This is a genomic window from Klebsiella sp. NPDC088457, assembly GCF_044900465.1.
Classification (GTDB): Bacteria; Pseudomonadota; Gammaproteobacteria; order Enterobacterales; family Enterobacteriaceae; genus Klebsiella.
The window spans coordinates 26170-40206 of record NZ_JBJDNH010000038.1 but is presented as its reverse complement, the minus strand read 5'-3'; the positions used below and the strand labels follow the sequence as shown (position 1 = coordinate 40206).

At 57.7% G+C, this 14037-nt stretch carries 9 protein-coding genes; 6 read left to right on the top strand and 3 right to left on the bottom strand.

The features are described from left to right. Positions 1-20: 20 nt before the first annotated feature. Positions 21-3983, bottom strand: coding sequence for a trifunctional transcriptional regulator/proline dehydrogenase/L-glutamate gamma-semialdehyde dehydrogenase (putA, locus tag ACI2JR_RS21115; protein ID WP_462479399.1), 3963 nt, complete (start codon positions 3981-3983; stop codon positions 21-23). 425 nt (positions 3984-4408) lie between these two features. On the opposite strand from putA, the gene putP reads away from it, so the two are divergent. Next, a complete protein-coding gene (putP, locus tag ACI2JR_RS21110; RefSeq protein WP_132727093.1) occupies positions 4409-5917 on the top strand; it encodes a sodium/proline symporter PutP in 1509 nt (502 codons plus the stop codon). A gap of 230 nt (positions 5918-6147) precedes the next feature. Beyond that, entirely contained in the window at positions 6148-6585 is a 438-nt protein-coding gene (locus ACI2JR_RS21105) for a DUF3574 domain-containing protein (RefSeq protein WP_462479398.1), read from the top strand. Positions 6586-6615: 30 nt separating this feature from the next. Here the strand turns inward: ACI2JR_RS21105 and ACI2JR_RS21100 are convergent, their stop codons facing one another. After that, complete coding sequence (locus ACI2JR_RS21100; protein ID WP_132727088.1) at positions 6616-7800, bottom strand: NupC/NupG family nucleoside CNT transporter; 1185 nt, start codon at positions 7798-7800, stop codon at positions 6616-6618. A 273-nt stretch (positions 7801-8073) separates the two neighbouring features. Between ACI2JR_RS21100 and efeU the strand changes: the two genes are divergently transcribed. From efeU to phoH, 4 genes are all read left to right on the top strand, one after another. Continuing rightward, positions 8074-8913, top strand: coding sequence for an iron uptake transporter permease EfeU (gene efeU, locus ACI2JR_RS21095; protein ID WP_132727086.1), 840 nt, complete (start codon positions 8074-8076; stop codon positions 8911-8913). 48 nt (positions 8914-8961) lie between these two features. Further along, positions 8962-10089: an iron uptake system protein EfeO gene (gene efeO, locus ACI2JR_RS21090; protein ID WP_462479397.1), complete on the top strand. Its 1128-nt coding sequence runs from the start codon at positions 8962-8964 to the stop codon at positions 10087-10089. 4 nt (positions 10090-10093) lie between these two features. Then, positions 10094-11377, top strand: a complete 1284-nt coding sequence (gene efeB, locus ACI2JR_RS21085) for an iron uptake transporter deferrochelatase/peroxidase subunit (RefSeq protein ID WP_462479396.1) — start codon at positions 10094-10096, stop codon at positions 11375-11377. A gap of 513 nt (positions 11378-11890) precedes the next feature. Further along, positions 11891-12679 carry a phosphate starvation-inducible protein PhoH gene (gene phoH / locus ACI2JR_RS21080; protein ID WP_207896605.1) on the top strand — a complete coding sequence of 263 codons (789 nt, stop codon included), beginning with the start codon at positions 11891-11893 and terminating at the stop codon, positions 12677-12679. Positions 12680-12766: 87 nt separating this feature from the next. Here the strand turns inward: phoH and ACI2JR_RS21075 are convergent, their stop codons facing one another. Then, a complete protein-coding gene (locus tag ACI2JR_RS21075; RefSeq protein ID WP_462479395.1) occupies positions 12767-14008 on the bottom strand; it encodes an MFS transporter in 1242 nt (413 codons plus the stop codon). Between the last annotated feature and the right edge of the window lie 29 nt (positions 14009-14037).

Sequence of the window (14037 nt, the reverse complement as noted above, 5' to 3'; positions counted from 1 at the left end):
GCCGCTATCCGGGGAGGGTTTTAGCCGATGGTCATCAGGCTGGCGTTACCGCCGGCGGCCGCGGTATTGACGCTTAGCGAGCGTTCAATGTACAGGCGTTCCAGCAGCAGGTTGGTTTCGCCACGGGCGAAGCCCTGAACGGAGACAATCGCGCCATCGCGGGCCGCAGCCTGCTCACACAGTTCGCGCAGCTGGTCGGAATCGCCGTGGTAGATCACCGCATCGAAGGTCTGCGCGGTCAGCGTCTCGGCTTTGGCAAAGTGGATCCGTTCGCTCACTTCGCGCGGCAGCTTTTTCGCCAGCTCGCGATGCAGGGCATTATCCGGCCACAGGATTTCACATCCGACGGCGGTGACCGCCGCCAGCTGGATCAGCGCATCCTGCTCATTATCCGCCACGCACAGGACGCGGTCGCGCGGAATAAAGGTCAGGGTATTGCGCTCGCCGGTCGGGCCAGGCAGCAGACGCTGGGTGCCAGCCTGCGCCTGCTCGCTGTACTGCTGGCACAGCGCCTGCAGTTCCGGACGACCCGCCGCCCACTGCTGCAGGGCATTCAGCGGTTTTTCCAGCAGGGTTTTCAGCTGCGCGTCCAGCGGACGTTCGGCATCCTGGCGGGCGAGCGTGGTTCCCACGGCGTTTTGCGGGCGGCTGGAGAGCAGACGGTACAGATAGAGCGGGCCGCCGGCTTTCGGTCCGGTACCCGACAGACCCTCGCCGCCGAACGGCTGTACGCCAACGACGGCACCGACCATATTGCGGTTCACATACAGGTTACCGACCTTCGCGCTGCCGGTCACCTGGGCGATGGTCTCGTCGATGCGGGTATGCACCCCGAGAGTCAGGCCGTAGCCGGATGCGTTGATCTGCTCAACCAGCTGATCCAGTTCGTTGCGGTTGTAGCGCACCACGTGCAGGACCGGACCAAAGACCTCTTTTTTCAGTTCATCGAAGCTCTCGAGTTCGATAAGCGTCGGCGGGACGAAGGTTCCGCTTTGCCATTCCCGCGCATCGTCGCTGTTCTCGCGTACGGCCTGGAAGACGCTGCGGCCTTTGGCGCGGAGCGCCTGGATATGTCGTTCGATATTCTCCTTCGCTTGCGCATCGATAACCGGGCCGATATCGGTGGTCAGACGGCCTGGGTTACCCATCCGGCATTCGCCCATCGCCCCGCGCAGCATGGTCAGGGTATGGTCGGCGATCTCTTCCTGCAGACAGAGAACCCGCAGAGCGGAGCAGCGTTGACCGGCGCTATCGAACGCCGAGGCCAGCACGTCGACCACCACCTGCTCGGTGAGGGCGGAGGAGTCGACGATCATCGCGTTCATTCCGCCGGTTTCGGCGATCAGCGGCGTCGGACGGCCCTGGGCATCCAGACGCGTGGCGATAGCGCGCTGCAGCAGGGTGGCGACTTCGGTCGAACCGGTGAACATCACGCCGCGAACGCGTTCGTCGCGGGTTAGCGCCGCGCCGACGGTTTCCCCGCGGCCTGGCAGTAGCTGAATGACCCCCGGAGGCACGCCGGCTTCCAGCAGAATCGCCACCCCCTGAGCGGCGATCAACGGCGTCTGTTCGGCGGGTTTCGCCAGGACGCTGTTGCCGGCGGCTAACGCGGCGGCAATCTGGCCGGTGAAAATCGCCAGCGGGAAGTTCCACGGGCTGATACAAACGACCGGGCCCAGCGGGCGGTGGGTCTCATTATCAAAATCGTCGCGTACCTGACCGGCGTAGTAGTGCAGGAAGTCGACCGCTTCGCGCACTTCGGCGATGGCGTTACTGAAGGTTTTACCGGCCTCACGCACCAGTATGCCGATCAGCGTCTGGGTCTGGTCTTCCATCAGAACCGCGGCGCGTTCAAGGATCGCGGCACGTTCCTGCGGCGGGGTGGCGAACCAGATCGGGGCATTATTGACCGCGCTGGTCAGCGCCAGCTCGACTTCTTGCTCGCTGGTCTCACGCACGTGACCGACGATATCTTTGGGCTCGGCCGGGTTAACCACCGTCTGCAGCTCACCTGCGATAACCGGATGCTCCAGCACCGGCAGCGCCTGCCATTTATGCAACGCGCTGTTCAGCAACGAGGAGGAGAGGGAGGCCAGACGATGTTCGTTGGCCAGATCCAGACCCGCGGAGTTGCTGCGGCCCGCACCGTACAGATCGCGCGGCAGCGGAATCTTCGGATGCGGCAGACCGGCCTGACCCTCCTGGCGGGCCAGTTTTTCCACCGCGGCGACCGGGTCGGCGACCAGTTCATCCAGCGGCAGCGTGGTATCGGCAATCCGGTTGACGAAGGAGGTGTTGGCCCCGTTTTCCAGCAGACGACGCACCAGGTACGCCAGCAGCGTTTCGTGGGTGCCCACCGGCGCGTAGATCCGGCATGGGCGGTTCAGTTTGCCATCGGCTACTTTACCCACCACCTGCTCATACAGCGGTTCGCCCATGCCATGCAGGCACTGGAATTCGTACTGACCCGGATAGTAGTTTTGCCCGGCGAGCTGGTAAATCGCCGCGAGGGTGTGGGCGTTGTGAGTGGCGAACTGCGGATAAATCAGGCTCGGCACCGCCAGCAGTTTCTTCGCGCAGGCGAGGTAGGAGACGTCGGTGTACACCTTGCGGGTATACACCGGGTAGCCTTCCAGTCCGTCCATCTGCGCGCGTTTGATTTCGCTATCCCAGTAGGCGCCTTTAACCAGACGGATCATCAGGCGACGACGGCTGCGGGTGGCGAGGTCAATCAGGGAATCAATGACGAACGGGCAGCGTTTCTGGTAGGCCTGAATAACGAAGCCAATGCCGTTCCAGCCGGCCAGCTCGGGCTCAAAGCACAGCTTCTCCAGCAGATCGAGGGAGATCTCCAGACGATCCGCCTCTTCGGCGTCGATATTGATCCCGATGTCGTACTGACGTGCCAGCAGGGTTAACGATTTCAGGCGCGGGTACAGTTCTTCCATCACCCGGTCATACTGCGCGCGGCTGTAGCGTGGATGGAGAGCGGAAAGCTTGATGGAAATACCCGGGCCTTCATAGATGCCGCGGCCGTTAGAGGCTTTACCAATCGCGTGGATGGCCTGCTGGTAGGAGACCATGTAGGCCTGGGCATCGGCGGCGGTGAGCGCGGCTTCGCCCAGCATATCGTAGGAGTAACGGAACCCTTTCTCTTCCAGCTTGCGGGCGTTTGCCAGCGCTTCGGCGATGGTTTCGCCGGTGACGAACTGTTCGCCCATCAAACGCATCGCCATGTCGACGCCTTTGCGAATCAGCGGCTCGCCGCTTTTGCCGATGATCCGGTTCAGCGAGCGCGACAGGCTGGTTTCGTTATGGGTTGAGACCAGTTTGCCGGTAAACAGCAGGCCCCAGGTGGCGGCGTTGACAAACAGCGACGGGCTGCGGCCGATATGCGACTGCCAGTTGCCGTTGCTGATTTTGTCGCGGATCAGGGCATCGCGGGTGGCTTTATCCGGAATACGCAGCAGCGCTTCCGCCAGACACATCAGCGCCACACCCTCCTGGGAAGAGAGGGAAAACTCCTGCAGCAGGCTCTGCACCATCCCCGCGCGGCCGCTGGCGGTTTTTTGATTGCGCAGCTTTTCCGCCAGCTGATAAGCCAGCTTATGCGCCTGTTCGGCCAGCGGCTGCGGCAGGCGCGCCTGCTCCAGCAGCATCGGCACGGCGTCGGTTTCCGCGCGGCGGTAAGCGGCGGTAATGGCGGCTCGGGTCACCGACTGCGGCAGGATCTGCTCGGCAAATTCAAGGAACGGCTGATACGGTTCATCGACCGGGCTGGCCGCGTCATCGCTTTCATTGGCCGCGCCGGAGAGCAGCGCCGGCAGCTCGGGCAGCGTCTCGTCGTTTTCCAGCTTTTCCAGATAGTTGAAGATGGCTTGTTTAATCAGCCAGTGCGGCGTGCGGTCGATCCGGCTCGCAGCGGATTTAATCCGTTCGCGGGTCGCGTCATCAAGCTTAACACCCATGGTGGTGGTGCCCATGCTTAAAACTCCTGTTATCAATCGTTGGTCTCTTATGCGGTTGCGTGGAAATATCCACTATGTTGCAACTTTGTGCAACCTTGTTAATCGTGACTTGTGCGGCAGGCTGCAAAATGCGCTGAATGTTAAATTTAATCGATGGTTACACCGAAATATAACCTTTGTCCAATAGGGTACTTATCTGCGTCAGTTAACAGTTTTATCAGGTGCAACCGATAAAAACGTGAGAGAGTGCAACCTATGACAAAATGAAGTTTGGTGATGGCGGGAATTAGTGTAAATGCTGTGTTAAATCGTTTGTGAAATGCCAGCGCTTCCGTCAGGATACGGTCGCCCAATACAATCCTTGTGCCATTACCCCGTTCCGGTAGTGGAATAAAATGACAAAGCAGGACGTTGTCGACAAAAATATCTGGAGATTTTACATGGCTATTAGCACCCCCATGTTGGTGACTTTTATTATTTATATCTTTGGCATGGTACTGATCGGTTTTATTGCCTGGCGATCGACAAAGAATTTTGATGATTATATTCTTGGCGGGCGGAGCCTGGGGCCATTTGTCACGGCGCTGTCCGCCGGGGCCTCTGATATGAGCGGCTGGCTGCTGATGGGATTGCCGGGAGCGATATTTCTCTCCGGTATTTCCGAGAGCTGGATCGCCATCGGCCTGACGCTCGGCGCATGGATTAACTGGAAACTGGTTGCCGGTCGTCTGCGCGTCCATACCGAGGCGAATAATAACGCCCTGACGCTGCCGGATTATTTCACCGGTCGTTTCGAAGATAACAGTCGGGTGCTGCGGATTATTTCCGCGCTGGTTATTTTGCTGTTCTTCACCATTTATTGTGCCTCCGGTATTGTGGCCGGCGCCCGTCTGTTTGAAAGCACTTTTGGTATGAGCTATGAAACTGCTCTGTGGGCCGGGGCTGCGGCGACCATTATTTATACCTTCGTGGGGGGATTCCTCGCGGTGAGCTGGACCGATACCGTTCAGGCCAGCCTGATGATCTTCGCGCTGATCCTGACGCCGGTGATGGTCATTATATCCGTCGGCGGTTTTGGCGATTCGCTGGAGGTTATTAAGCAGAAGAGCATTGAAAACGTCGACATGCTCAAAGGACTGAACTTCGTGGCGATTATTTCGCTGATGGGCTGGGGGTTAGGCTACTTTGGGCAGCCGCATATCCTGGCGCGCTTTATGGCGGCGGACTCGCATCATAGCATCGTGCATGCGCGTCGTATCAGTATGACCTGGATGATCCTCTGCCTGGCGGGCGCCGTGGCGGTCGGTTTCTTCGGTATCGCCTGGTTCAATAACAACCCGGCGCTGGCGGGAGCGGTCAACCAGAACTCAGAACGCGTATTTATCGAACTGGCACAAATCCTGTTTAACCCGTGGATTGCCGGTATCCTGCTGTCGGCGATTCTGGCGGCGGTGATGTCGACGTTGAGCTGCCAGCTGCTGGTGTGTTCAAGCGCGATTACCGAAGACCTGTACAAAGCCTTCCTGCGTAAAAACGCCGGCCAGAAAGAGCTGGTGTGGGTCGGTCGGATGATGGTGCTGGTGGTGGCGCTGGTGGCGATTGCGCTGGCGGCCAACCCGGAAAACCGCGTCCTGGGTCTGGTGAGCTATGCCTGGGCGGGCTTTGGCGCCGCGTTTGGCCCGGTGGTCCTGTTCTCGGTGATGTGGTCTCGCATGACGCGTAACGGCGCTCTGGCCGGGATGGTGATTGGCGCGCTGACCGTCATTGTCTGGAAGCAGTTCGGCTGGCTGGGGCTGTACGAAATCATCCCTGGCTTTATCTTCGGCAGCATCGGGATCGTGGTCTTCAGTCTGCTGGGTAAAGCGCCGTCCGCGGCGATGCAGCAACGTTTCGCCGAAGCGGATGCCCATTATCACTCGGCTCCGCCGGTACGGGTCACCGCAGAGTAAATACCGCGCTTCTCCTTCAGGCCCATATTCTGCGCCATGCTGGTCACCTAAGGTGACCAGCATTTTTTATGGTTTATCGTGGGGTCGCCCAAAGCACCGAAAAAAGTCATCCTCGCTTAGCGGCACTGCCAGGTACTGGCCCGCTCAGCGATCCTTAACTTCTCCCCCTCTTGCTAATTGCCTGAAAATACGCTGATATCGTGGCACAAAAAAACAATGAGGATAGCAAAATGAGGTTCAGACAAGGGGCGCTGGCGCTGATGCTGGCAGGCGTGCTCGGCGGCTGTGTGGCGCCGGCAAAAAATAGCGCGCCGGTTCCGGCCGCCGCCGCGGCGTGCCCGGCGGAAAATGCTATGGTTCAGACTACCCTCTATTTCGGGCTGAGCCGCCCGGAGGGGAAAGATATTACCGCTCAGGAGTGGCAGCAGTTTGTCGATCGGGATGTGACGCCGCGCTTTCGCGCGGGGTTGACGGTGTTTGACGCCCGCGGGCAGTGGCTGGGCAATGACGGGACGGTTGCCCGCGAGCAAAGCAAAGCGCTGATGCTGATCCATGGCGCAGACGGCCGCAGCGAAGAGGGCATTGAGGCGTTACGCAATCGCTACAAATCACGCTTCGCGCAGGAATCGGTGATGCGTGTTGACCAGCCGGTCTGCGTTCACTTCTGAAAAAATGGCGGGGCTCCCCCGCCGTTTCGCTTACAGCACCAGCCCGGCAAAGCTGGCGGAAAGCAGGCTGACCAGCGTCGCGCCGTACACCAGGCGCAGGCCGAAGCGGGAAACGATATTGCCCTGCTGCTCGTTCAGGCCTTTAATCGCTCCGGCAATAATGCCAATTGAGGCGAAGTTAGCGAACGATACCAGGAACACCGACAGGATACCCAGCCCGCGCGGGGTCATACCGGCGGCGATTTTTTGCAGCTCGATCATCGCCACGAATTCATTAGCCACCAGCTTGGTCGCCATAATGCTGCCGGCATTCAGCGCATCGCTCAGCGGAATACCGATCAGCCAGGCCAGCGGATAAAAGACATAGCCGAGAATTTGCTGGAAGCTGAGGCCAAATACCGTGGCAAACAGGGCGTTAATGGCGCTGATTAAGGCAATAAAGCCCATCAGCATCGCCAGAATAATCATCGCGACTTTGAAACCGGCGAGAATGTATTCGCCGAGCATTTCAAAGAAGCTTTGTGATTCGTGCAGCTTCTCCAGCTTAATCTCTTCTTCGCTACCCGGGCGCGTCGGATTAATAATCGACAGGACAATAAAGGTACTGAACATATTGAGGATTAGCGCCGCCACCACATATTTCGCATCGAGCATGCTCATATAGGCGCCGACAATCGACAGCGACACCGTCGACATAGCGGTTGCCGCCATGGTGAACAGACGGCGAGAGGAGAGGTCGCCGAGTACCCCTTTGTAAGCGATAAAGTTCTCCGACTGCCCAAGGATCAGCGAGCTGACGGCGTTAAAGGACTCGAGCTTGCCCATGCCGTTAACTTTGGACAGCAGGGTGCCGATCGCGCGGATAAAAATCGGCAGAATACGCCAGTGCTGGAGAATACCGATCAGCGCCGAGATAAACACAATCGGGCACAGCACGCCGAGGAAAATAAACGCCAGCCCTTTTTCGCTCATGCCGCCAAATACAAAATTGCTGCCCTCGGCGGCAAAGCCCAGCAAAGAGGTGAAAAAGTTTGAGATATTTTTAACTATCCACAGGCCGCTTTCGGCGTGGAGAAAAAAGAATGCCAGGATAATTTCAATAATAATTAACTGGATAATATAGCGAATACGGATTTTTTGTCGGTCATAGCTGGCGAGCCAGGCAAGGCCGAGAATAACCGCCAGCGCCAGCAGGAAGTGCAAGAATTGTGTCATGTTGTTCATTTCAAAGGTCAATAAGGCCGCTATTTAGCCATAGCCGCTACGTCCGGTAAATATCTGCGGCGAAAAAACCGTTGTTGCTGCCGCTCAATGACGCGGCAGGCAGATAATCCCATAAGTAATTATTTTGCAGCGATTAATTTACAACTCGTCACCATTCTCTCTACATTTCACTTGTGTTTCTCATTATTGTAATGATAATCACTATCAGAAATATTTACCTATCTTTGCATCCATTGACTGCGATTCACATTGAAGGGTGTCGGCATGTTTGTTCCATTTCTCATTATGTTACGCGAAGGTCTGGAAGCGGCGCTGATCGTCAGCCTGATTGCCAGCTACCTCAAACGCACCCAGCGTGGCCGCTGGATTGGCGTCATGTGGATCGGGGTGATTCTGGCGGCGGCGCTGTGCCTGGGGCTGGGGATCTTTATCAATGAAACCACCGGCGAATTTCCCCAGCGCGAACAGGAGCTGTTCGAAGGCATCGTGGCGCTGGTGGCGGTCTGCATCCTGACGTGGATGGTATTCTGGATGCGCAAAGTTTCCCGCAACGTTAAGCAGCAGCTGGAGCAGGCGGTCGATAACGCGCTGCAACGCGGCAATCATCACGGCTGGGCGCTGGTGATGATGGTCTTTTTCGCCGTGGCGCGGGAAGGGCTGGAGTCGGTGTTTTTCCTGCTGGCGGCATTCCAGCAGGACGTTGGCATCTGGCCGCCGCTTGGCGCGATGCTGGGTCTGGCGACGGCCATCGTCCTCGGTTTTCTGCTGTACTGGGGCGGTATTCGTCTCAATCTCGCCGTGTTCTTTAAATGGACCAGCCTGTTCATTCTGCTGGTGGCGGCCGGGCTGGCCGCCGGGGCGATTCGCGCATTCCATGAGGCCGGGCTGTGGAACCACTTCCAGGACGTTGCCTTTGACCTGAGCGGCGTGCTGTCGACGCATACCCTCTTTGGGACCCTGCTGGAAGGGATCTTCGGTTATCAGGAAACGCCGACCATCAGTGAAGTGGCGGTGTACTTTATCTATTTGATTCCGGCGCTGGTGCTGTTCGCGCTGCCGCCACGTAGCAATACAGCCACCTCGCGTACCGCCCCGCTTAAGTAGGGTGGCGCAGGATACATCGTTACAACATACTTACCGAAAGGGATGATCATGATGACTCATTTTCGCCGTAATGCGCTGCAGTTTGCCGTCGCAGCGTTGTTCAGCTCTGCCTTTTGCGCTCAGGCTGCGGATATCCCGCAGGTAAAAGTCACCGTTAACGACAAACAGTGTGAGCCGATGAACGTGACCGTGAAAGCGGGTAAAACACAGTTCATTATTCAGAACCACAGTCAGAAAGCGCTGGAGTGGGAAATCCTCAAGGGCGTGATGGTGGTGGAAGAGCGCGAAAACATCGCCCCTGGCTTTACGCAAAAGCTGACCGCTAACCTGCAGCCGGGCGAATACGACATGACCTGCGGGCTGCTGACCAACCCGAAAGGGAAGCTGATTGTGACCGGCGCGGCGACCAAAGATGCGGCGAAAGCCAATGCGCTGTTGAGCCTCGGCGAGGCGATTACCGCTTATAAAACCTACGTGACGGCGGAAACCGCGCAGCTGGTCAGCGGTACGAAAGCCTTCACCGACGCGGTGAAAGCGGGCGATATCGAAAAAGCGAAAGCGCTGTATGCCCCGACGCGTCAGCACTACGAACGTATCGAGCCTATCGCTGAGCTGTTCTCTGACCTTGACGGCAGCATCGATGCCCGTGAAGACGATTATGAGAAAAAAGCCGAAGACCCGAAATTCACCGGCTTCCACCGTCTGGAAAAAGCCCTGTTTGGCGACAACAGCGTCAAAGGGATGGACCAGTATGCCGAGCAGCTGAACAGCGATGTGCTTGAGCTGCAAAAACGCATCAGCGAGCTGGCGTTCCCGCCGTCTAAAGTGGTAGGCGGCGCCGCCGGCCTGATCGAAGAAGTGGCGGCCAGCAAAATCAGCGGCGAAGAAGATCGCTACAGCCATACCGACCTGTGGGACTTCCAGGCCAACATCGACGGCGCACAGAAGATTGTCGACCTGCTGCGTCCGCAACTGCAAAAAGAGAACAGCGCGCTGCTGGCGAAAATTGACGCTAACTTCAAGAAAGTTGACGGCATCCTCAGTAAATACCGCACCAAAGACGGCTTCGAGACCTACGACAAGCTGACGGATGCGGACCGCAACGCGCTTAAAGGGCCGATCACCACGCTGGCGGAAGATCTGGCTCAGCTGCGCGGGATCCTCGGGCTGGACTAAGTCGATGGCACAACAGAAGCAACGCGACGTGAATGAACCTTCACGTCGTCGGTTATTAAAAGGGATCGGCGCGCTTGGCGGCGCGCTGGCCATTACCGGCGGCTGTCCGGTGGCGCACGCGGCGAAAGGTAACAGCTCTCCAGGCGTGTTGTCGCCGGATGCGCGCAGCGAGGCGCAGCCTTTTTACGGCCAGCATCAGGCCGGCGTGCTAACGCCGCAGCAGGCATCGATGATGCTGGTGGCCTTCGATGTACTGGCCAGCGATAAAGCGGATCTGGAGCGTCTGTTTCGTCTGCTGACCCAGCGGATTGCTTTTCTGACCAAAGGCGGTCCGGCGCCGGATACGCCGAATCCGCGGCTGCCGCCAATGGATTCGGGGATTCTCGGACCGTGGATTTCCCCGGATAATCTGACCGTTACCGTCTCGGTCGGCCATTCGCTGTTCGATGAACGCTACGGGTTAGCCGACAAGGCGCCGAAAAAGCTGCAAAAAATGACGCGCTTTCCCAACGATGCGCTGGACGCCGCGCTCTGCCATGGCGATCTGCTGTTACAAATTTGCGCCAATACGCAGGATACGGTGATTCACGCGCTGCGCGATGTGATTAAACACACCCCGGATCTCCTCAGCGTGCGCTGGAAACGCGAAGGCTTTATCTCCGATAGCGCCGCGCGCAGTAAAGGCAAAGAGACGCCGGTTAACCTGCTGGGCTTTAAGGACGGCACCGCAAACCCCGTCAGCACCGATAAGGCGCTGATGGATGAGGTGGTGTGGGTTACCGCTGGCCAGGGCGAACCCGCGTGGGCGACCGGCGGCAGCTATCAGGCGGCGCGTATCATCCAGTTTCACGTCGAGTTCTGGGATCGCACGCCGCTGAAAGAGCAGCAGACCATTTTTGGTCGGGATAAACACAGCGGCGCGCCGCTGGGCATGCAGCACGAGCACGATGTGCCGGATTACAGCAAGGATCCGGACGGCGACATTATCGCGCTGGATAGCCATATCCGTCTGGCCAATCCGCGCACGCCGCAGACGCAGTCGAGCCTGATGATGCGCCGCGGCTACAGCTATTCCCTGGGGGTAACCAACTCCGGGCAGCTGGATATGGGACTGCTGTTTGTCTGCTATCAGCACGATCTGGAGAAAGGTTTCCTGACGGTGCAAAAACGCCTTAACGGCGAGGCGCTGGAAGAGTATGTCAAACCGATCGGCGGCGGCTACTTCTTTGTATTGCCCGGTGTCATCGATAACCAGCGCTATCTGGCTCAGTCTTTGCTCGAAGCCTGACGTACCCTGCCCGTAAGGGCAGGGCGTTTTCTGCTGTTTTTCCATTCTTTTTTTGTATTTCCTGCCTTGTGTTATTTTTCTGTAATCTAAATGACGGAAACTCTCTTCAGCTGTTCGGGGAATTATTTGTTGCGCTTGTGTAAAAAATAAGTTGCATTAAGAATATTTTTTGATGTACTTATTACAGACGCGGTAGTTCCCGGCAGTGATGTCGTTTCACTATGGAGATCGCGAATGGTAGGGTCCTGTACCGGACAACGCAAAACAACACACCGCACTCTTCAGCGCGGAGGACACACCTCCGGCAGCGACTTCGTCAGCGTAAATTCACCTCCCTCCACCACCACAGAACAACCGAACCCTGACAGGGTACGCGGTGCGCGTAGCCGTGACTCATTGTCAATTCAACAGGCAAGCAATGGCTTAAAAGGAAGCCAAACCTCAATCGTTTGTGCGCATAATCGCGTCGATGCTGACGCGTGTGATGTAAACCAACAACGCAAGGTGCTATCCATGGGAAGACAAAAAGCAGTGATCAAAGCTCGTCGTGAGGCAAAACGTGTGCTGAGACGCGATTCGCGCAGCCATAAGCAACGCGAAGAAGAATCGGTCACATCGCTTGTGCAAATGAGTGGCGTAGAAGCAATTGGCATGGCGCGGGACAGCCGTGATACTTCTCCAATTGAGGCGCGCAATGACGCTCAGGCGCATTATTTGCATGCCATCGACAATAAACAGCTGATTTTTGCTACGGGCGAAGCCGGGTGCGGGAAAACCTGGATTAGTGCGGCGAAAGCGGCCGAAGCCCTGGTACATAAGGATGTGGACAGGATTATTGTTACCCGTCCCGTATTGCAAGCCGACGAAGATCTCGGCTTCTTACCGGGAGATATCGCCGAGAAGTTCGCTCCCTATTTCCGCCCGGTTTATGATGTGCTGGTGAAGAGGTTGGGCGCTTCCTTTATGCAATACTGCCTGCGGCCGGAAATCGGCAAGGTGGAAATCGCGCCGTTCGCCTATATGCGCGGACGTACATTTGAAAATGCCGTCGTGATTCTGGACGAGGCGCAGAACGTGACGGCAGCGCAAATGAAAATGTTTTTGACCCGCCTCGGGGAGAACGTGACGGTCATCGTCAACGGCGACATTACCCAGTGTGATTTACCCTCTGGCGTGAAGTCCGGCCTGGTCGATGCGCTGGCGCGTTTTGAGGAAGACGAAATGGTCGGTATCGTCCGCTTTACCGCCGATGATTGCGTCCGTTCGATGCTCTGCCAGCGAACGCTGAAAGCCTACTACTAACCGTTATCTGTTGTGCAAAGCCCGGGAAACCCCGGGCTTTGTTATTTTGACGCGGCGGGAACGCCGGCTTCGAAGCGATAACCCCCGTTAGCCTATCGCCCCCAGCGCATCTTCGCTGCCCTGTTTTTTCGGCAGCAGGAACAGGGTGGCGAAAATATCCAGCAGGTACAGCAGGGCCAGCAGCGTGATGGCCGCGCTAAAGGACCAGTGGCTGACGAACAGCCCAATCACCAGCGGGCCAAAGCCGCCGACGCCGCGCCCCAGGTTAAACAGGACGTTTTGCGCAGTAGCGCGCACTTTGAGCGGATAGGTATCCGAGATCAGCGCCCCGTAACCGCCGATCATCCCGTTCACAAACATCCCCATAACCGCCCCGGTAAACAGCATGATGGTCGGATCGCGCAACTGAGCGTAGATAATCACCATCACCACGGCGCCCACCTGATAAATCAGGAAGATTTTCCAGCGCGAGAAGCGATCCGCCAGCACGCCAAACAGCCAGATGCCGAAGGTCATTCCCACTACGGTGACCGCTGTCCAGAGCCCGGATTTGGTGAGAGAAAAGCCAAAACTGGAGGACAGATAGCTGGGCATCCAGATCATCAGGCCGTAGTAGCCAAAATTCTGCACCGAACACAGAATGAGGATCCCGATACTGGCCTTCGAGGTGGTGCGGTCGGCGAACAGCATCCTGAGACGGGTCGCGAAGGAGACCTCCTGGGTGACCGCGATATCTTTGGTAAACGCGTCGGGTTCCCCCATGCCGCGGCGGATGGCAAATGAGACCAGAGCGGGCAGCAGCCCGACCAGGAACATCCCGCGCCAGCCGATGATATCCAGCAGAAGAGGGGTGATAAAAGCGGCAAGCAGCACGCCAAGCTGCCAGCCGATGCCGACCCATGCCGAGGCGCGATTGCGTTTACTGGCGGGCCAGACTTCGGCAATCAACGCCATACCGATGCCGAACTCACCGCCTAACCCCATCCCGGCAAGGGTACGATAGGCCAGCAGATCCCAGTAGCCCTGCGCGACCGCACAGAGGCCGGTAAAGACCGAGAACATCAGAATCGTGAAGGTCAGGACGCGAATACGCCCCAGGCGATCGCTGAGATGGCCGAAAAAAATCCCGCCCAGTACCGCGCCAACCAGCGTCCAGGTGACGAGGGAACCTGCCTGAGAGGCGCTGAGCGCCAGTGAAGCGCTGATGGCGGGCAGCATGAAACCCAGGATCAGCAGATCAAAGCCATCCATTGCATAACCGCTGATCGCGGCGACCATCGCTTTAGCCGGCGTTACGCCGCGTTTGTTTAGTGGGGAAGATAACTTCATGTCCAGGCCTTAGGGTTAAAATTGTGCGC

Excerpts from the sequence above, each read along its gene's own strand:
- phoH (WP_207896605.1), top strand. The coding sequence starts at position 11,891 with ATGGGAAGACAAAAAGCAGTGATCAAAGCTCGTCGTGAGGCAAAACGT.
- ACI2JR_RS21100 (WP_132727088.1), bottom strand. The coding sequence starts at position 7,800 with ATGACACAATTCTTGCACTTCCTGCTGGCGCTGGCGGTTATTCTCGGC.
- ACI2JR_RS21105 (WP_462479398.1), top strand. The coding sequence starts at position 6,148 with ATGAGGTTCAGACAAGGGGCGCTGGCGCTGATGCTGGCAGGCGTGCTC.
- efeB (WP_462479396.1), top strand. The coding sequence starts at position 10,094 with ATGGCACAACAGAAGCAACGCGACGTGAATGAACCTTCACGTCGTCGG.
- efeU (WP_132727086.1), top strand. The coding sequence starts at position 8,074 with ATGTTTGTTCCATTTCTCATTATGTTACGCGAAGGTCTGGAAGCGGCG.
- efeO (WP_462479397.1), top strand. The coding sequence starts at position 8,962 with ATGATGACTCATTTTCGCCGTAATGCGCTGCAGTTTGCCGTCGCAGCG.
- putP (WP_132727093.1), top strand. The coding sequence starts at position 4,409 with ATGGCTATTAGCACCCCCATGTTGGTGACTTTTATTATTTATATCTTT.
- ACI2JR_RS21075 (WP_462479395.1), bottom strand. The coding sequence starts at position 14,008 with ATGAAGTTATCTTCCCCACTAAACAAACGCGGCGTAACGCCGGCTAAA.
- putA (WP_462479399.1), bottom strand. The coding sequence starts at position 3,983 with ATGGGCACCACCACCATGGGTGTTAAGCTTGATGACGCGACCCGCGAA.